This is a genomic window from Acidocella sp. MX-AZ03 (genome assembly GCF_027626035.1).
In the GTDB taxonomy this organism is placed as follows: domain Bacteria; phylum Pseudomonadota; class Alphaproteobacteria; order Acetobacterales; family Acetobacteraceae; genus Acidocella; species Acidocella facilis.
In genome coordinates this window covers 728,727-746,021 of record NZ_CP110774.1, presented here as the reverse complement: position 1 = coordinate 746,021, position 17,295 = coordinate 728,727, and the positions used below count along the sequence as shown (strand labels likewise).

The following is a 17,295-nucleotide window of genomic DNA, read 5'->3' as shown; positions in this document are numbered from 1 at the left end:
ATTTGATGATGCCAGCATGGAGTAGAGAGAGTAGAAATGGCCAAAATCAAGGTAAAAACCCCGGTCGTGGAGATGGACGGCGACGAGATGACCCGGATCATCTGGGGCTTCATCAAAGAGAAGCTGATCCTGCCCTATCTCGACATCGACCTGAAATATTACGATCTGGGCATCGAGTATCGCGACCAGACCGATGATCAGGTGACCGTGGACGCGGCCAATGCCACCAAGCAGTATGGCGTGGCGGTGAAATGCGCCACCATCACCCGGACGAGGCGCGGGTGAAGGAATTCAACCTCAAGAAGATGTGGAAGAGCCCGAACGGCACCATCCGCAACATCGTGGACGGCACCATTTTCCGTGAGCCGATCATCTGCAAGAACGTCCCCCGGCTGGTGCCGCACTGGACGCAGCCGATCGTGGTGGGGCGCCATGCCTATGGCGATATCTACCGCGCCACCGACTATAAGGTGCCCGGCCCCGGCAAGCTGCAGCTGAGCTTCACCCCGGAGGGCGGCGAGCCGGTGGTGATGGATGTGCACGACTTCACCGGCCCCGGTGTGGCCATGGGCATGTTCAACACGCTGAAATCCATCGAGGGTTTCGCCCGCGCCAGCTTCAATTACGGCCTGGCCCGCAACTACCCGGTTTATCTCTCCACCAAGAACACCATCCTGAAGGGCTATGACGGCTTCTTCAAGGACACGTTCGAGCGCATCTTCGAAGCCGAGTTCAAGGCGCAGTTCGAGAAGGCCGGGCTGACCTATGAGCACCGGCTGATCGACGACATGGTGGCCTGCGCCCTGAAATGGAGCGGCGGCTATGTGTGGGCCTGCAAGAACTATGACGGCGACGTGCAGTCCGACATCGTGGCGCAGGGCTTTGGCTCGCTGGGGCTGATGACCTCGGTGCTGCTGAATCCGGATGGGACGGTGGTTGAGTCCGAGGCCGCGCACGGCACCGTGACCCGGCATTTCCGCGAGCACCAGAAGGGCCGCCCGACCTCGACCAACCCGATCGCCAGCATCTTCGCCTGGACCCGCGGGCTGATCTATCGCGGCCGCTTCGATGGCACCCAGGATGTGGTGGATTTCGCCGAGACCCTGGAGCGCGTGTGCATCGAGACGGTGGAAGCCGGGCACATGACGAAGGATCTTGCGCTGCTGATCGACAAGAACGCGCCCTGGCTGACGACCCAGGATTTCCTGGATAAGCTGGATGCGAATTTGAAAGTGGCGATGAAGTAAGGTTGCTTCTGGGAGCGCAACTTTGTTGCGCTCCCTTCTCTTCTTTACGTCGAAGCCTGGAGTGGTCATGCCGCCTTACGAAACTTGTTCAGTAGAAATATTTGAGAAAGTCGGCGAGTTCGTTCCATCTCCTATTTATATGGCAAAGCCGAAGCTGCATCAGGAGCATTTGGTTCCAGCAGAATTATTGGCCCAATGCCGACTTCGCTGGGACCAGAAACGTTTCGTTCTTCCTCCGATACGATCTTATCTTCTCAAAAATGTTTACGTTTCTGAGCAGGGACTTGTTTTCACCGAAGATGGAAAGGTCATTGTTCAATCTATTACGAATCATGGCCAGGAAGAAATCGTCCGAGCCGCGGAGAAGCTTCGACTTTTGGCGACAACACAGGAAAGTGTTCAAGCGCACGAGCGTGGCATATTGTGCAAGAAGCGTGGCGCTGAGAATTACGGCCACTGGCTTGTCGAGATGTTACCTAAGGCGTTTCTCGCTCAGCGTCAGCTTGCGCTAGGTGAGGCCTGGCCGGCTATTGTTCACTCCTCTAGCGAGAAGATGAACGCTGTTGTTCGCGAATCGCTTGAACTCATAAACTATCCGACGAACAATATCATCTTCACCAATTCAGAGCCTTGCCACTTTAAAGAATTGATATTGATCGACGGCTTGACAGTACACTCCGTATTCATGTCAACGCCAGTGTTCGAATGCATGGAAACAATTTCGGGTAGTGTTCCTGCCGGTTCATTAGAGCGCCTATATATAAGCCGCCGCCCCTCGACAAACCGCTGTTTTGAAAATGAAGCCGAAATCCAAGCACTATTTACGAATTACGGTTATAGGGAAGTAGTTTGTGCGAACCTGTCTTTCTCTGAACAGGTAAGTGCTTTCAAAGCTGCACGGCGGATTGCCGGTCCTATGGGCGCTGCATTTACAAATGCTATTTTTTGCCAGCCCGACACTAGCTGGCTGTTATTCATGCCAGCTACCGCCCATGAGTATTTTTTTTGGCAGATAGCAGAAGGCAAGAAGATAAACTATCACGAGATTCGGACACAGGAAGTTGGACCTAATCGGGGCCCCCTGCCTTGGGACAGAGACTTATATATCGAGCCGGGTCATTTGCGAGCGATGCTAGACAGACTTATTGAATGCGACAATTTATGACACCAAATCTGTCGTGGTCAGATCAAAAAACAGGAACTAAGCGGCTAGTATTATTCCAGACTATCAAGCGAGTGCATTAAGTCAGCCGCATGAATGCAGTAGTTTCGAGCATCTACACTCTCTGCCTCATTCTTACTAACCTGTCCCAGAACAAACTGGTATTTGAGGCCAAGTGTATCTGCCAGCCGTCGATATACCCAGTTTGTATTCCCCTCCATATGAATTTCTAATATTTTTGTGCCTTCGTTGCAAAAAATAATGTTTGTCAAACCAGCGCCATGTGGTGCTACAATAGTTTCTGCCGACTGGAAGAGCGATATTTGCTCAGCGACAGTTAATTCAGTCAGCGTGAAAATTTCAAAGCCCCTACCCTTCAAGGCTTCCTCAACAAGGCGCTCATTTTCGAGGATACGATTGGTCGAATCTCGCCTCGAGATATAGATTTTCCGATTGCTTTCAAATGTGCCTGAATTGAACGGATGCTTTTTCCAAGCAGCCTTCAACATTTTTGAAAAAGATAAAATTACCTCATTAGGATAGAGGCTACCAGCAGGATATAAGTGAGCATAGTACAAATTGTCGCATCGTACCTTTTCCTGAGCGGATAGGGTCATGGGATTGAAATTAGCTAAATCGCTTATAACTAGCTCTAGAATTTGAAGCTGGTAAGTTTCTTTTAACGTCGGCAAGATGACATGAACACCGCTTTGGGAGTTTATATTCATGAAAAATTGCAACGACAGCTTTGCTATTGTTTCTACTAAATAATGAAAATAATTCTCAAGATTTCCGTTTGTCAAATGATAGGCTACGGAAATACTCGCCGAAGCACCTTCCTCGTATACTGAAAGTGTCTCGCCATCAAAAAGCAAATTTTCATACAAATGAAACGGAAACTGATTGGTGGATTCACTAACAAGAAAATCATCAACCAAAACCAAGCCGTGCCTAGTAAAGACGACCGCGTCTTTCAGGCACCAAACTTGATGCCCAGGCAATTCCAAGAGATCGTTTATGTTTCTTTGATCCGCAGGAATGTCGTGCGTCTTCCTCAATTTCAGATCGTTTAAACAAGACTTGGAAACATAACGTGTGGCAGCGCCGTTCTCGACACAGCGCACTCGATCCTCACCTAAATGAGACGCGATTTCGGCAAGATTAGCGACACGGAAGATTTTCGGAGCTTGGGCCGGGCGGCTCAGTATCTGCCTTGTCGGGTGACTTGGGTCAGGCTGATAAACGCCGATAAATAATACTTCCAGTTCGGACGGAAGATGTTCAAATATCCAGGTCAATTCACGATTGGCGTTGAATATTTTCAGCCGTTGGTCTGTGATCGCCCAAAACGCTTCATTGAAATGTTCGTAACCGCTGATGCTACCATCAGGGTTGAACCTGAAGTGACGAGACGTAACTGAGTGATTCTCGGGCCCGAAATGCCAGTTGTAACCACAAAGAACGTTTCTGTTCAGCTCCATTCCTCAACCCCTACGATCTTCGGTCAAACGTCAGCCACATTATGATCCGGACGCCGCAGGATACATCCCCTCCCAGCCCCCGCCAAGCGCCTGATACAGCGTCACCAGATCCGTGCCCAGCTTCTGCAGTGACACGGCCTGGTTCTGCTGGGCGGCGAGGTTGGTTTGCTGGGTGGTCAGCACGGTCAGGTAGTCCACCAGCCCTTCCTTGTACTGCTCTTCCGCCAGGCTGAGCGCGATCTGGCTCTGGTGCACGTCTTCCTGCAGCGCCTGCTGGGTGGCGTGTTCCTGTTCGTAATTCACCAGGGCGGTATTCACCTGGGTGAAGGCGGTGAGCGCGGTTTTGGCGTAGGCGATGGCGGCTTCCTTCTGCTTGGCCTCGCTCAGCTTCAGCGCGCCGCGCAGCTGGCCGCCCTCGAACAGCGGCAGCGTCACCGTCGGGCCGAAGCCGTAGGTGAGCGATTTCCAGCTATCCATGGCATTCAGCGTCATCCCTTCCAACGAGGCGGAGGCGGTGAGCGAAATGTCGGGGAAGAAGGCGGCCTTGGCGGCGCCGATCTGGGCGGTGGCGGCGTGCAGCGTATCGGCGGCTTCGCGCATATCCGGCCGGCGGGTCAGCAGCTCGGCCGGCAGGCCCACCGGCACGCTGGGCGGGGTGAGCGGCACAGGGGCGGGGGTGAGCAGATCCTGCGGCAGCCCGTCCGGGGTCTGGCCCAGCAACAGGCCGATCTGGTTGATCAGCCCGTCGCGCTGGGCGATCAAGGTCGGGATCTGCGCGGAAATCTGCGCCGCGGTGGCGCGGGCATTGGCGACATCGAGCGAGGTGGTCAGCCCCGCCTGCTGGCGCTCGGCGGTGAGTTTCACCAGCTGGTTGGCGAAGTCCAGGTTCTTCTGGGTGATGCCGAGCACCGCCTCGGTGCCGCGCAGTTGGATATAATTGCTGGCCACCTGCGCTTCCACATTCAGCAGGGCGGCGCGGCGGGCTTCCTCGGAGGCGCGGGCCTTGGCCACGGCGGCTTCGACCAGGCGCTTGTTCTTGCCCCAGAGATCGAGGTCGAACATCGTCTGCAGCCCGTACTGGTAGAGATTATAGGGCTGGGTGACGGCGGCGAAGTCTTTGCCGAACTGGCTGAACTGGCCGAGCGGGCTGTTCGGGCTGACCACGTTGCGGCTATAGGAGGCGTTGGCGCCGAGATTGGGATAGAGCGCGGCGCCCTGGATCTGCGCCTGGGCCTGCGCTTCGAACAGGCGCTGGGTGGCGATCTGCAGATCCAGATTCTGCTGCACGGCGCGGGTTTCCAGCGCGGTCAGCACCGGGTCGTTGAAACTGTTCCACCATTGCGGGTCCACCGCGCCGCCGGAGACGTAAGGGGCGCTGCTGGCCGGGGCATCGTTGAGGAAGGCGGTGGGCGCGTTGGCGTGGGGCGCCTGGTAATTCGGCCCGAGCATGCAGCCCGACAAGGCGGCCAGCAGCCCGAGCGACAGGGCGGAGCCGGTAAGGCCACGGCGCAAATGCATGGATGTCACGATCTTCAAACTCCCTGTGCCGCGCCCGCGGCGGTCGCCAAAACAACCATGGCCGGGCCTGTCCGGGCAAGCCTCGCCCTGGGCAGAATCAACCGGCCGATGAAATTGCCGTCTTGTTGCACATAGGACAGGTTTCATACCACTCTTAAACCAAGCTGGCAGCTATACGGCGGAAAACCCGCGCACATCTTGAAAAACAGGGGAATTGTGCCGGGTGGCGCCGCCGCCATCGCAGCGAAACTGTTGAAAAGCCAAATCTTTGATTGAGCTTGCGCAACGCGGTTCTCATCAAAATCGCTAAGATCGTTAAAATATCGAAAAAAACCCTTGCGTCCGAGTCGTTTTTGCAGGTTAAATCCACTTAAGGTTGAAGTGCCCAAAAAGGGAGATAACGAAATGGCTGGTTTCACTTCTTTGGACGTGATCGTTCGTGACAAGCTGCGGACATGGCCGCAGCATCCGCCGGGTCTCGCGGATCACGATATGGGGGCGTCCGGGTCATGGCTGCGGGCGAGGCCGGGGCCGCCGCAGGAACGCGACCAGCCTTTCCTGAAGCTGCCCGGCGCCAACCGGCTGCGCACCCATCCGGATGGGTTGTGGCTGTGTTTCGGCGGCACCGAGGCGGACCCGTATGTCGATCTTTTCGCCATCGAGGCCTGCGGCTGCTACCAGAATTTGCTGGATAAGCGCTCGCGCTTTGCCCCCTCGATGCATTCCTGGCTGGCGGTGTGTTCGGAGGAATGGCTGATGCAGCCGGTCTCGCCCAACAACCCGATGCCGCGCTGGCGCTATACCGGCTTGCTGCGGCGCACGCCGACCGGGCCGCTGGTGCTGCCGGTGCGCGATATGCGGGTGATGTATGCGCTGCGCCCGCGCCAATATACCGGCTTCGTCACCAGCCAGATTCCGCATGCGCATGAGTTTTTCGCGCCGATGGAGGCGATCATCGGGCCGGAGGGCTGGCAGCATCCGCCGCTGCGCGCTTTCATCGCCCGCACCTCGCCGCGGGCGAATTTCTTTTCCTATCCGGGGGCGAGTGCGGCCTGAGGCTCAGGCGGTGAGGTCGGCGGGCAGTTTACCGTCCGCCAGCGCCTTGGCCAGCGAGGTGCCGTCCAGCTCATTGGCGATGGCATCGCGCACCCGGCGCATCACCTTGCGGATCTCGCAGGCCTGCTCGTCGCGGCATTCGTCGCAGCGGCGGTAATAATTCACCGAGACGCAGGCGAGCGGCGCCAGCGGGCCATCCATGATGCGCACCACCTGGCCGAAGGTGATCAGATCCGCGGGCTTGGCCAAAGCGTAGCCGCCGCCACGGCCCCGGCGCGAGCGCACCAGCCCGTTGCGGTTCAGCTCCAGCAGGATGGCTTCGAGGAATTTCTTCGGCAGATTCTCGCGCTCGGCGATTTCGGAGACCAGCAACAGCTTGTCGTCCTTCTCACGCGCCAGCACCATCAGGGCCTGCAAGGCATATTTGCATTTCTGCGACAGCATGACCCTTCTCCCGGCTCCTTTTGATCTGACATATTCATCTACAAGACATAGGGCGCGTAGAAAATATCCCAGCGAACATATTGCGGAATTTCCGATAGAAAAACAAGGAATTCGGTAGGCGTCAGAGACCGGCCAGGCTCTTGATCACCGCTTCCGCGACCTTGATGCCATCCACCCCGGCGGAGAGAATGCCACCCGCATAGCCGGCCCCTTCCCCGGCCGGATACAGCCCGCGCGTGTTGAGCGAGCAGAAATCCTTGCCCGGGTGATGCGCAGCGGCGAGGAGGTGCGGGTTTCCACCCCGGTCAGCACCGCGTCCGGACGGTCGAAGCCTTTGATCTGCTTGCCGAAGGCCGGCAGCGCCTCGCGGATGGCTTCGATGGCGTAATCCGGCAAGGTCGGCGCCAGATCGGTGAGGTGCACGCCGGGCTTGTAGCTGGGCAGCACCTCGCCGAACGATTTGGAAGGCGTGCCGGCGATGAAGTCGCCCACCAGTTGGCCCGGCGCCTGGTAGGCGCCGCCGCCCGCGACATAGGCGGCGCGCTCCCAGACCCGCTGGAATTCCACCCCGGCGAGCACATCCCCGGATAATCCGCCGGGCTGATGCCGACGACGATGCCGGCATTGGCGTTGCGCTCGGCGCGGGAGTATTGGCTCATGCCGTTGGTCACCACCTGCCCGGCCTCGGAGGTGGCGGCGACCACTGTGCCACCCGGACACATGCAGAAACTATAGACCGCGCGGCCATTCCTGGCGTGGTGCACCAGCTTGTAGTCAGCCGCGCCCAGGATCGGGTGGCCAGCGAAGGGGCCGAAGCGGTGGCGGTCGATCATGCCTTGCGGATGCTCGATGCGAAAGCCGATGGAGAAGGGCTTGGCCTCCATGAACACGCCGCGCTGATGCAGCCGGGCGAAGGTGTCGCGCGCTGAATGGCCGATGGCGAGGATGACATGGTCGGTCTCGATCCGCTCGCCGCTCTCCAGCAGCACGGCGCGGATCTGGCCGTCCTGGATCTCGAAATCATCCACCCGCGTGTCGAACCGGTATTCGCCGCCCAGGGCGGTGACTTTCGCGCGGATCGCCTCGACCATGGAGACCAGCCGGAAGGTGCCGATATGCGGCTTGGCGATATAGAGGATTTCCTCCGGCGCCCCGGCCTCGACGAATTCCTCCATCACCTTGCGGCCGAGGAAGCGGGGGTCCTTGATCTGGGAATAGAGCTTGCCGTCCGAGAAGGTGCCGGCCCCGCCCTCGCCGAACTGCACGTTGGAGGCGACGTTGAGCTCGCCGCGCCGCCACAGGCCCCAGGTATCCTTGGTGCGCTGGCGGACCAGCTTGCCGCGCTCCAGCACCAGCGGGCAGAATCCGGCCTCGGCGAGGATCAGCGCCGCCAGGATGCCGCAAGGGCCGGTGCCGATGATCACCGGGCGTTTCGCCGGGCGCGCCTGGGCGATGGCGGGGAATTGATAGCCCATATCCGGGGTCGGCATGCCGGTTTCAACCGCCCGGTCCAGCACGGCATCGACCGTATAGACCAGCATCACCTGGGATTTTTTGCGGGCATCCCAGGCCCGCCTGTGCACCTGCCAGGAGAGAATGGCACTCTCCGGCACGCCGAACCCTTCAGCGATGGCGGCGATGAGCGCGTGCGGCTCATGGTCGATCGGCAGGCGTAATTCGGTGAGGCGGCGGGAGGGGAAGGATGTCGGGGCCATGGCAGATGTGGCGTCTAACCCGGCGCGGCGCATCCGCCAATCGTCCCGGCGCGGATTTTATCCACAGCGCTCTTGATAAGCCTGTGGAGAAGCGTGTGGATGAAGCGCAAAGCGCGGGTGCTGGGCAGAGACCGGCACGGTTTGGCGCCGCGATGGTTGACCGGGATGCGGATCTGGGTTTCGGATAGGCAATAATCCGGAGGCCGCATGACAAAATTTCACTGGCCAGAGCTTGGGCTTTGCGTGGGCGGGCGGGGGTGAGCCTGGTCATCGATCTGCGCTGCCTGCAGGACCCGGCCTACCGGGAGCGGGGCATTGGCAATCATGCCCGCAATCTCATCCGCCATGCGCCGCCGGGCTGGGTGGGGGTGTATGATCCGGTACTGCCCGCCTTGCCGGAGGCGGTGGCGGCGCAGGCGGGGCGGCTCTCGCCGCATGGCTACGTGCCGGGGGCGACTTTGTTCCTCAACCCCTCGCCCTTTACGCCGAACCAGGAATTCTGCGCCAGGCTGCTGACCGATGCGCGGGTGCGCAAGGCGGTTTGCGTGTATGATTTCATCCCGTTCGACGAGCCGGGCCGCTATCTGCGCACGGCTGGGGCGCGGCTGGACTATTACGCCGCGCTGGCCTGGCTGCGGCGATATGATCTGTATTTTCCCATTTCGGTGCCCACCGAGGCGCGGTTGCGTGAGCTGTTCGGCGCGGTGGAAAGCGTGGTCACCGGCGTCGGGCTGCCGCCTTTTCTGCAGGCGCTGTCGCCGGCGGTGCCGCGCCATGTGCTGATGGTGGGCGGGGATGATCCGCGCAAGAACCCGGAGCTGCTGCTGCGCGCTATGGCGTCCAGGCTCCGCCTGAGCGAGGTCGAGCTGGTGATCACCGGCGGATATGACGAGGCCACCGCCGCCCGGCTGCGCGCGATCCGCCGGTGGCGTTGCCGGGGCGGGTGAGCGACCCCACGCTGGCTCAGCTCTATGCCGGGGCTCTGGTGGTGGTCACGCCGTCCAGGGCCGAAGGGTTTTCGATGCCGGTGGTGGAGGCGTGCCGGATGGGCGTGCCCTCCCTCGCCTCGGACATTCCCGCGCACCGGGCGCTGCTGCCGACGCGCTTCCTGTTCGGGCCGGATGACGTGGAGGGGCTGGCCGTGCTGCTGGAGGAGACGCTGCGGGCCCGCGAGGCGGTGATCGCCGCGCAAGCCGGGCTGGCGGCGCCCTTTGCCGAAGACGCGGTGGCGGCAAAGCTGTTTGCCGCCCTGCCCGCCCCGTGCCACCAGCATCGCGGCGGCCACGCATCGCCTTGCTCTCGCCGCTGCCGCCGACCCGCAGCGGCGTGGCGGACCATTCCGCGGCCTTGCTCGCCGCCTTGCGCAAGCTGGCGCAAGTCGATGCGTTTTGCGGCCCCTATTCGCGGCTGGCGGTGCAGGATGGGGGCTATGACGCGGTGCTCTGCGTGCTCGGCAATGCGCCGCTGCATGAGGAGATTTATCAGCTCTGCCTGCGTTATGGCGCTGCCTGCCTGTGCCATGATGCGCGGCTGCTGGGGTTGGCGACCACAAACGGCCTCGCCCCCGCCGCCGTGCTGGCTAGCGAGGAGCTGGGGCGGGTGGTCAGCGAGGACGAGATCGCCGCCTGGGCGGCCGATGAGCGCCAACGCGAGGCGAGTTTTCTGGGGAGGCTGGCGCGCGCGGCGCGACCGCTGATCTTCCACGCACCGCAGCCGGTGCGGCTTTGCCAGGAACGCTTCGACGTGCAGGCGCAGGCCCTGCCCTTCCCGATGATGCGCCCGCACGCGCCTGTTACGCCCGAAGAGCGCGAGGCGGCACGGGCGGGTCTGGGCATCGGTCCGGCGGAACAGCTCATCGTCTCTTTCGGGTTTCTGGTGCCGGCGAAAGCCATCGGCGCGGCGCTGGCGGCTTTCGCTGTGCTGAAACGCGAGCGCCCGGCGGCGCGGCTGGTCTTTGTCGGCGAGGTGGCGATGGATCTCGCCGCGCTGCGCGACGAGGCGGCTTCGTTGGGGGTGACGCTGGGCACCGGCTTTGTCAGCCCGGAGGCGTATCGCGCCTGGGCGGCGGCGGCGGATGCGGGGCTGCAGCTGCGCATCGGCCAGGCGGGCGGAGTTTCGGCGGCGTTGCAGGATGGCATCGGCGCCGGGCTGAACATGGTGGCGAGCCGGGATCTGGCGGAGACGATCAATGCACCCGATTACGTGCTGCGGGTGGCGGATATGCCTGACCCGGCGGAGATTGCCGGGGCGCTGGCGCGGGCCTTGGCGGCGCCTGGGCCCGATGAGGTGATGCGGGCCGCTTACTGCGCCGCGCATGACATGCAGGCTTATGCGGTGCGGTTGCTGGAGATGATTCTCTGAGCGACCTAGCTGCAACACCCAACAAACCGGGATCAACATGGACCCGTCAAATGTTTCGATCCCGAGTCTCCTCGTATTTTCTCTGTGATCGAAACATGGTGATCCCTCAAGGCAGGAGCGGCGATTTTGGAAACCGCCCCGGCGTTTCCCCGCTTTGTCTAGAGCGTCAAGCTTTTAGCTTGATGCTCTAAATTTTGTTTTAGCGAGCAATTTCATGTGTTTAGATTGACACTGGCGCGTCAACCTAAAGACCTATTGCTCTAGGCCGGCTCGCGGTTGGCCAATGCGATGGTGAGCAAGGCGCCCTCCATCTGCTTCGCCAGCTCGTTATCCTTCGCCTGCGCCGCCGCCAGCTCGGCCCGCAGCGCCGCCAGCTCCTCGCGCAGCACCGCCAACTCCGCCGCCATGCGGTCCTGCGCCGCCGTCACGTCGGCGGCCATGAACTGACGCAGGCGCTTAAGCTGGGCCTTAAGCATGGCGGCGCAGATCCAGGCAGCGGGGGAATTCCGGCCCCTCCGCCGGCAGCGGCAACGGCGCTGGCCCCGGCGTATGGCCAAAGGCCCAGAAGCGCGAGCGCCGCCTGGCCTCGGCCGCGTTGGAGTTGATCGGGAAATCCTCATAAGCGCGCCCGCCCGGATGCACGGCGTGATGCGTCATCCCGCCGATCGAGCGGCCGGACCAGCTGTCATACACGTCGAACACCAAGGGCGTCTGCACGCCGATGGTCGGGTGCAAGGCCGAGTACGGCGCCCAGGCCTTGAAGCGCACCCCGGCGACATATTCGCCCTGTGTCTGGGTCCGCTGCATCGGCATCGCCGCGCCATTGCAGGAGAGGATATAGCGCTCATCCACCCAGCCATTCACCTTCACCTGCAGCCGTTCGGCGGAGCTGTCCACATAGCGCGCGGTGCCGCCGCTGCTCTGCTCCTCGCCCAGCACGTGCCAGGGCTCCAGCGCGTGGCGCAGCTCCAGCTGCATGTCGCGCACCGTCACATCGCCCAGCTTGGGAAAGCGGAATTCCAGATGCGGGGCGAACCAGTCCGGATCGAGCGGGAAGCCGAGCCCGGCCAACTCTTCCAGAGCGTCCTTGAAATCCTGCTCGGCATAGTGGGGAAGCAGGAATTCATCGTGCAGGCGCGTGCCCCAGCGCACCAGCCGGCGCTCATAAGGCCGCTCCCAGAAGGCGGCGACGGCGGAGCGCATCAGCAAAATCTGCGCCGCGGACATCTGCTCATGCGGCGGCATCTCGAAGGCGCGGAATTCCACCAGCCCGCGCCGGCCGGAGGCGCCGTCCGGCGAATACATCTTGTCGATGCAGAATTCCGTGCGGTGGCCATTGCCGGTCATGTCGCAGAGGATGTTGCGGAACAGCCGGTCCACCAGCCAGGGCGGGGTCTGGCTCTGCCGTCCGACCTGGCGGAAGGCAATTTCCAGCTCGTTGATGCTGTCCTCCCGCGCCTCGTCGATACGCGGATGCTGCGAGGAGGGGCCGATGAACAGGCCGGAGAACAGGAAGCTGAGGCTGGGATGGTTGTGCCAGAAGCCGAGCATGGATTTCAGCAGATCCGGCCGGCGCAGAAAGGGGCTGTCAGTGGGGGATTTCGCCCCCATCACCACATGATTGCCGCCGCCGGTGCCGACATGGCGGCCATCCAGCATGAATTTCTCCGCTGCCAGCCCGACCTCGCGCGCCGCCTCATAAAGCTGGGCGTTGCGGGTGGTCAGCTCGGCCCAGCTGGTGGAGGCGGGGATGTTGGCCTCGATCACGCCGGGGTCCGGGGTGACGGAGAAATTCACCACGCGCTCATCCTCGGGCGGCAGATAGCCTTCCAGCACCACCTTGCGGCCGAATTCGGCGGCGGTGGCCTCGATGGCCGCGGTGAGTTCCAGCCAATCCTCGACATCGTAAAGCGGCGGGTAGAAGATGTGGAGCTTGCCGTCCCGCGCCTCGACGCATAGCGCGGTGCGCACCACGCCCGGCTCCTCGCGCCCCACCACCGGCAGGCTTTGCGGCACCGGGCGGAAATTCTCGATGGCCCCCTGCCCTTCGGCGGCGCGCGGCCGGTAGCGGGCGAACTGCAAGGCATCGCGGCTCGGCAGCGGAGCTTTCGGGGCGAACGGGTCGGTTTCGTATTCCTGCTCGATGCTCGCATCATCCGCCCAGGGCAGGCTGTCCAGCGGCAGACGCAAGCCGATCGGGCTGTCGCCGGGGATCAGGAACATCACATCGTCCTTGAAGAACCAAGGGCCGGATTGCCAGCGGCGCTGGCCATCCATGATCACCCGGCGCAAAGGCAGCACCGAGCCGACATTCGAGGCCAGCCCTTGGCCAAAGACCTTGGCCAGACGCGCGCGTTCCAGCGGGTCGCGCAGCTTGGCATCCTCGGTGACGACATTCGCCGGCAGGCGTTTTTCGCGCCAGAGATAGTAATGAATGTCCTCATGGGCGGCGTTGACCAAATCGGGATCGACTTGCAGGCGCTCCGCCAGCGCGCGGGCGAAGATCGCCGTGTCGTCGGCATTGGCGTTGTCGGTATCGTCATCGGAAGCGAGCAGGGACGGGTCTTTCCAGACCGGCTCGCCATCCGCGCGCCAATGGGCGTGGATGGCCCAGCGCGGCAGCTGCTCGCCGGGATAATGCTTGCCCATATTGTAGGTCAGCGCCGCCCCCTTGCCCCAGAGCGGGGTGAGCTTGCGGATCAGCCGGCCGGCATAAGCGCGCTTGGTCGGCCCCAGCGCGTCGATATTCCATTCCGCGCCCTCATGGTCGGTGGCGGAGACGAAGGTGGGCTCGCCGCCCATGGTCAGGCGCACATCGTTGCGCAGCAGCGCATGGTCGACGCGCGCGCCACGGGCGAGAATGTCCTGCCATTGCTTGTCAGTATAAGGCTTGGTGACGCGCGGGGTTTCCTTCACCCGCTTCACCTCCATGTGGAAGTCGAACTCCGTCTCGGTGCCATCCTCGGCGATGAAGCCGCCGGAGATGGCGGCGGCGGATTGCGGGGATGGGGTGGCGGCGAGCGGGATATGGCCCTCACCGGTGAGCAGGCCGGAGGTGGCGTCCAGCCCCACCCAGCCGGCACCGGGCAGATAGACCTCGGCCCAGGCGTGCAGATCGGTGAAATCCGCCTCCGGGCCGGCGGCACCGCCATCCACAGGCTTCTGGTCGGCGGTGAGCTGGATCAGATAGCCGGAGACGAAGCGCGCGGCGAAGCCGAGATGGCGGAGCAGATTGACCAGCAGCCAGCCTGAATCCCGGCAGGAGCCCTTGCAGAGTTTCAGCGTTTCCTCGGGCGTGAACACGCCCGGTTCCATGCGCACCACGTAGGAGATGCGCTCACTCACCATGCGGTTGATCTCGACCAGCATGTCGGTGGTGCGCGGCTCCTGGTCCTTGAATTTCGCCTTCACCTCGGCGATCAGCGCCGCCAGCAGCGGGCCGGGCTTGCTCAGCAGCCGGAAAGGCGCCAGCTCCTCGGCCAGCACGGGGTCATAGGCGAAGGGGAAGGTTTCTGCGTCCGGTTCCAGGAAGAAATCGAACGGGTTGATCGTCGCCATGTCAGCGACGAGATCGACGATCACCTCGAAGCTGGTGACGCGCTCGGGGAAGACGACACGGGCGAGGAAATTGCCTTGCGGGTCCTGCTGCCAGTTGAGGAAATGCGGCTTCGGCGCGATCCGCAGCGAATAGGAGATGATCGGGGTACGCGCATAAGGGGCGGGACGCAGCCGGATGGTCTGCGGCCCCAGCGACACCGGGCGGTCGTATTTATAGGAGGTGCGATGAGTGATGGCGGCGTGGATCGACATGCAGGCTCCTTGGATACGCTTTCAGCCCAGCATGCGCAGGGCTGTTTCGCAACGCAATAGCAACCAGAGGGGAAAGCACGCATGACAGTGGCGTGTTTGTCAGCAGCCGGGCGGGGTGCGAACATGAATCGGGCAAGCTGCTGATTTTGGCGGCAAAAGGCGTGTGGGGGCGCACGGGTATGGGCGAGCGCAAGGCAGTGTTTTTCGCGGCGGATGCGGCCTATCTGCCGCTGGCCTGGGTGGCGGCGCGGGATGTGGCGGCGCAACCCGGCCGGGATTTCGATGTCTGCCTGCTCTTGCCCGAGGATGTCGCGGCCACGCCGCCGCCGGGTGTGCGGGTGTTGCGGGTGCGCCTGCCGGAGGTGTTGGCGCATGTGGCGGGGCCGGCGCATATGTCGCCCTTCGCCTATGCCAGGCTGGCCGCCCCTGCCATCTGGCTCAGCGATTATGACAAGCTGCTTTATCTGGATTCGGATATCAGGGTGAGCGGCGATCTTTCGCCTTTGTTCGCCCTGGAGATGGGCGAGGCGCTGGCGGCGATGGTGGAGGATTGCGGGCGCTATCTGGGCGCTGCCGGCGGGCGGGAAGATTGGGATGAGTACCGGACCCGCACCGGCTTGCGGCTCGACGCCCCTTATTTCAACAGCGGGGTGATTTTGATGAATGCGGCGCGCTGGCGGGCGGAGGCGCTGTGGGCGCAGGCGGCGACCTTCATCGCGGCGCGGGGGGCGCAATTGCGGTTCATGGACCAGGATGCGCTGAATGTGCTGGGTGGGCGAATCCTGGAGCTTTCACCGCGCTGGAATTTTTGCACGCATTATATGGGGTTGGGGCTGGAGGGCGTGGTAGCACCAAGGGTGCGGCATTATCTGAACGTGCTGAAACCCTGGCGGGATCCTGAATGGGCGACATTGTACGGTAAGGCGGATGTGAAGGTGTTTGGCGCGGCGTTTGCGGGTTCACCCTGGCCAGGGTTCGTGCATCAGGGGCTGGTATCGGCCCTGCCCTGGCGCAAACGCGCGGCGACGGCGGCGGCCAAGGCGACGCGGCATGTGCCGGAGGCGGCGCTGGCAGGGCATATGGAAAATTTCATCGGGCTGGCGCCGAGGCTGTGGCGCGACGTGCGCGCCGGCTTCGCCGAAGGCGCCAAAAGCTACGTGGATTTAAGCTCGGAAGAGGCAGCCGCATGGAAAGCGGCACTGACCTGAAGGCGCAAAAGTTTTTAGGGGTCCAAGGGGGATTTTTTCAAAAATCCCCCTTGAGGTTCACCCTTCTCGTTTGATGAGAACGTGCTGCTTCTTACCCACAGAAAGCTTCTGCTCAGCCTTGGGCGCGATCATCTGCGCCTCATCGGTGATGGCAACATCATCCAGCTTCGCCCCGCCACCGCGAATGAGCCGCCGCGCCTCGCCATTGGAAGCGGCCAACCCGGCCTTCACCAGCAGCGCGAAGGCCGGCAGACCCGCGCCAAATTCGGCGGCGGTGAGGGAGATCGACGGCAGGCTGCCGGCGGCAACACCTTCGGTGAAGAGCTTGCGCGCGGTCTCGGCGGCGTCCTCCGCGGCGGTGCGGCCATGGGCCAGCGTCGTCGCCTCGGTCGCCAGGATGATCTTGGCGCTGTTGATCTCGGCCCCGCCCAGGGCTTCGAGGCGGGCGATTTCGTCCAGCGGCAGATCGGTGAACAGGCGCAGGAAGCGGCCGACATCGGCGTCCTCGGTGTTGCGCCAGAATTGCCAGTATTGGTAGGGGCTCAGCTTTTCGGCCGAGAGCCAGACCGCGCCCGCCGCGCTCTTGCCCATCTTCTGGCCCGACGCCGTGGTGATCAGCGGGGTGGTGAGGCCGAAGACGCTCTTCTGGTCGGTGCGGCGCACCAGCTCGATGCCGGAGACGATATTGCCCCATTGGTCGGAGCCGCCCATCTGCAGCACGACGTTATTGCGGCGGTTGAGCTCGCGGAAATCATAGCTCTGCAGGATGGAGTAGTTGAATTCCAGGAAGGTGAGGCCCTGCTCGCGGTCCAGCCGGCTCTTCACGGAATCAAAGGAGAGCATGCGGTTGACAGAGAAATGCACGCCGACCTCGCGCAGCAGCCCGATGTAAGAGAGCTTGTCCAGCCAGTCGGCATTGTTGACCAGAATGGCGTCGTTCGGGCCGTCGCCGAAATTGATGAAGGCTTCCAGGTTTCTGCGGATGCCGATGAGGTTGGTGGCGATCTGCTCATCACCCAGCAGCTGGCGGGCTTCCTCGCGGAAAGACGGATCACCGATGCGGGTGGTGCCGCCCCCATCAGCGCCACCGGGCGGTGGCCATGGCGCTGGAACAGGCGCAGCAGCATGATCGGGATCATGTGGCCGACATGCAGGCTGTCGGCGGTGAGGTCGAACCCGGCATAGCCGGCGATGGAACCGTTCGCGCAGGCCGCGTCGAGGGCCGCCTCGTCGGTGCATTGGAAGATGAAGCCGCGGGCTTTCGCCTCGGCCAGAAATGCGCTGTTCGCCATG

The 17,295-nt window shown here is 62.3% G+C and carries 10 protein-coding genes and 4 pseudogenes; 7 read left to right on the top strand and 7 right to left on the bottom strand.

Annotated elements, in window-relative coordinates:
• Positions 1 to 36 precede the first annotated feature (36 nt).
• Both GT370_RS04180 and GT370_RS04175 read left to right on the top strand, forming a co-directional pair.
• Positions 37 to 1,247 (top strand): annotated as a pseudogene (locus GT370_RS04180) (NADP-dependent isocitrate dehydrogenase).
• Positions 1,248 to 1,314: 67 nt separating this feature from the next.
• Positions 1,315 to 2,412 (top strand): glycosyltransferase family 61 protein, encoded by a 1,098-nt coding sequence (locus tag GT370_RS04175; RefSeq protein WP_144052653.1) that lies wholly within the window; start codon positions 1,315 to 1,317, stop codon positions 2,410 to 2,412.
• A 50-nt stretch (positions 2,413 to 2,462) separates the two neighbouring features.
• Here GT370_RS04175 and GT370_RS04170 read toward each other — a convergent pair whose 3' ends face one another.
• A complete protein-coding gene (locus GT370_RS04170) occupies positions 2,463 to 3,890 on the bottom strand; it encodes a glycosyltransferase family 61 protein (protein WP_083878482.1) in 1,428 nt (475 codons plus the stop codon).
• 39 nt (positions 3,891 to 3,929) lie between these two features.
• Positions 3,930 to 5,408, bottom strand: coding sequence for an efflux transporter outer membrane subunit (locus GT370_RS04165; RefSeq protein WP_008493050.1), 1,479 nt, complete (start codon positions 5,406 to 5,408; stop codon positions 3,930 to 3,932).
• Positions 5,409 to 5,813: 405 nt separating this feature from the next.
• On the opposite strand from GT370_RS04165, the gene GT370_RS04160 reads away from it, so the two are divergent.
• Positions 5,814 to 6,464 (top strand): hypothetical protein, encoded by a 651-nt coding sequence (locus GT370_RS04160; RefSeq protein ID WP_008493052.1) that lies wholly within the window; start codon positions 5,814 to 5,816, stop codon positions 6,462 to 6,464.
• Between the two features lie 3 nt (positions 6,465 to 6,467).
• On the opposite strand, the gene GT370_RS04155 is transcribed toward GT370_RS04160, so the two are convergent.
• A complete protein-coding gene (locus tag GT370_RS04155) occupies positions 6,468 to 6,908 on the bottom strand; it encodes an RrF2 family transcriptional regulator (RefSeq protein ID WP_008493054.1) in 441 nt (146 codons plus the stop codon).
• A gap of 121 nt (positions 6,909 to 7,029) precedes the next feature.
• Positions 7,030 to 8,623: pseudogene (locus GT370_RS04150) on the bottom strand (NAD(P)/FAD-dependent oxidoreductase).
• Between the two features lie 257 nt (positions 8,624 to 8,880).
• On the opposite strand from GT370_RS04150, the gene GT370_RS04145 reads away from it, so the two are divergent.
• From GT370_RS04145 to GT370_RS04135, 3 genes and pseudogenes are all read left to right on the top strand, one after another.
• Positions 8,881 to 9,570 (top strand): hypothetical protein, encoded by a 690-nt coding sequence (locus tag GT370_RS04145; RefSeq protein ID WP_270183936.1) that lies wholly within the window; start codon positions 8,881 to 8,883, stop codon positions 9,568 to 9,570.
• Positions 9,549 to 9,731: pseudogene (locus tag GT370_RS21220) on the top strand (glycosyltransferase); the annotation flags it as partial. The gene GT370_RS04145 and the pseudogene GT370_RS21220, both read left to right, overlap by 22 nt.
• Before the next feature lie 218 nt (positions 9,732 to 9,949).
• Positions 9,950 to 10,984, top strand: coding sequence for a hypothetical protein (locus GT370_RS04135; RefSeq protein ID WP_270183934.1), 1,035 nt, complete (start codon positions 9,950 to 9,952; stop codon positions 10,982 to 10,984).
• 260 nt (positions 10,985 to 11,244) lie between these two features.
• Here GT370_RS04135 and GT370_RS04130 read toward each other — a convergent pair whose 3' ends face one another.
• Entirely contained in the window at positions 11,245 to 11,460 is a 216-nt protein-coding gene (locus tag GT370_RS04130) for a hypothetical protein (RefSeq protein WP_026438749.1), read from the bottom strand.
• Positions 11,453 to 14,794 carry a transglutaminase family protein gene (locus tag GT370_RS04125; protein ID WP_008493057.1) on the bottom strand — a complete coding sequence of 1,114 codons (3,342 nt, stop codon included), beginning with the start codon at positions 14,792 to 14,794 and terminating at the stop codon, positions 11,453 to 11,455. Before GT370_RS04125 ends, GT370_RS04130 begins: the two co-directional genes overlap by 8 nt.
• 92 nt (positions 14,795 to 14,886) lie before the next feature.
• On the opposite strand from GT370_RS04125, the gene GT370_RS04120 reads away from it, so the two are divergent.
• Positions 14,887 to 16,002 (top strand): glycosyltransferase family 8 protein, encoded by a 1,116-nt coding sequence (locus GT370_RS04120; RefSeq protein ID WP_008493058.1) that lies wholly within the window; start codon positions 14,887 to 14,889, stop codon positions 16,000 to 16,002.
• A gap of 57 nt (positions 16,003 to 16,059) precedes the next feature.
• On the opposite strand, the pseudogene tyrS reads toward GT370_RS04120, so the two are convergent.
• Positions 16,060 to 17,294 (bottom strand): annotated as a pseudogene (gene tyrS, locus GT370_RS04115) (tyrosine--tRNA ligase).
• Position 17,295: the final 1 nt, after the last annotated feature.

Excerpts from the sequence above, each read along its gene's own strand:
- GT370_RS04175 (WP_144052653.1), top strand. The coding sequence starts at position 1,315 with ATGCCGCCTTACGAAACTTGTTCAGTAGAAATATTTGAGAAAGTCGGC.
- GT370_RS04170 (WP_083878482.1), bottom strand. The coding sequence starts at position 3,890 with ATGGAGCTGAACAGAAACGTTCTTTGTGGTTACAACTGGCATTTCGGG.
- GT370_RS04165 (WP_008493050.1), bottom strand. The coding sequence starts at position 5,408 with ATGCATTTGCGCCGTGGCCTTACCGGCTCCGCCCTGTCGCTCGGGCTG.
- GT370_RS04160 (WP_008493052.1), top strand. The coding sequence starts at position 5,814 with ATGGCTGGTTTCACTTCTTTGGACGTGATCGTTCGTGACAAGCTGCGG.
- GT370_RS04155 (WP_008493054.1), bottom strand. The coding sequence starts at position 6,908 with ATGCTGTCGCAGAAATGCAAATATGCCTTGCAGGCCCTGATGGTGCTG.
- GT370_RS04130 (WP_026438749.1), bottom strand. The coding sequence starts at position 11,460 with ATGCTTAAGGCCCAGCTTAAGCGCCTGCGTCAGTTCATGGCCGCCGAC.
- GT370_RS04125 (WP_008493057.1), bottom strand. The coding sequence starts at position 14,794 with ATGTCGATCCACGCCGCCATCACTCATCGCACCTCCTATAAATACGAC.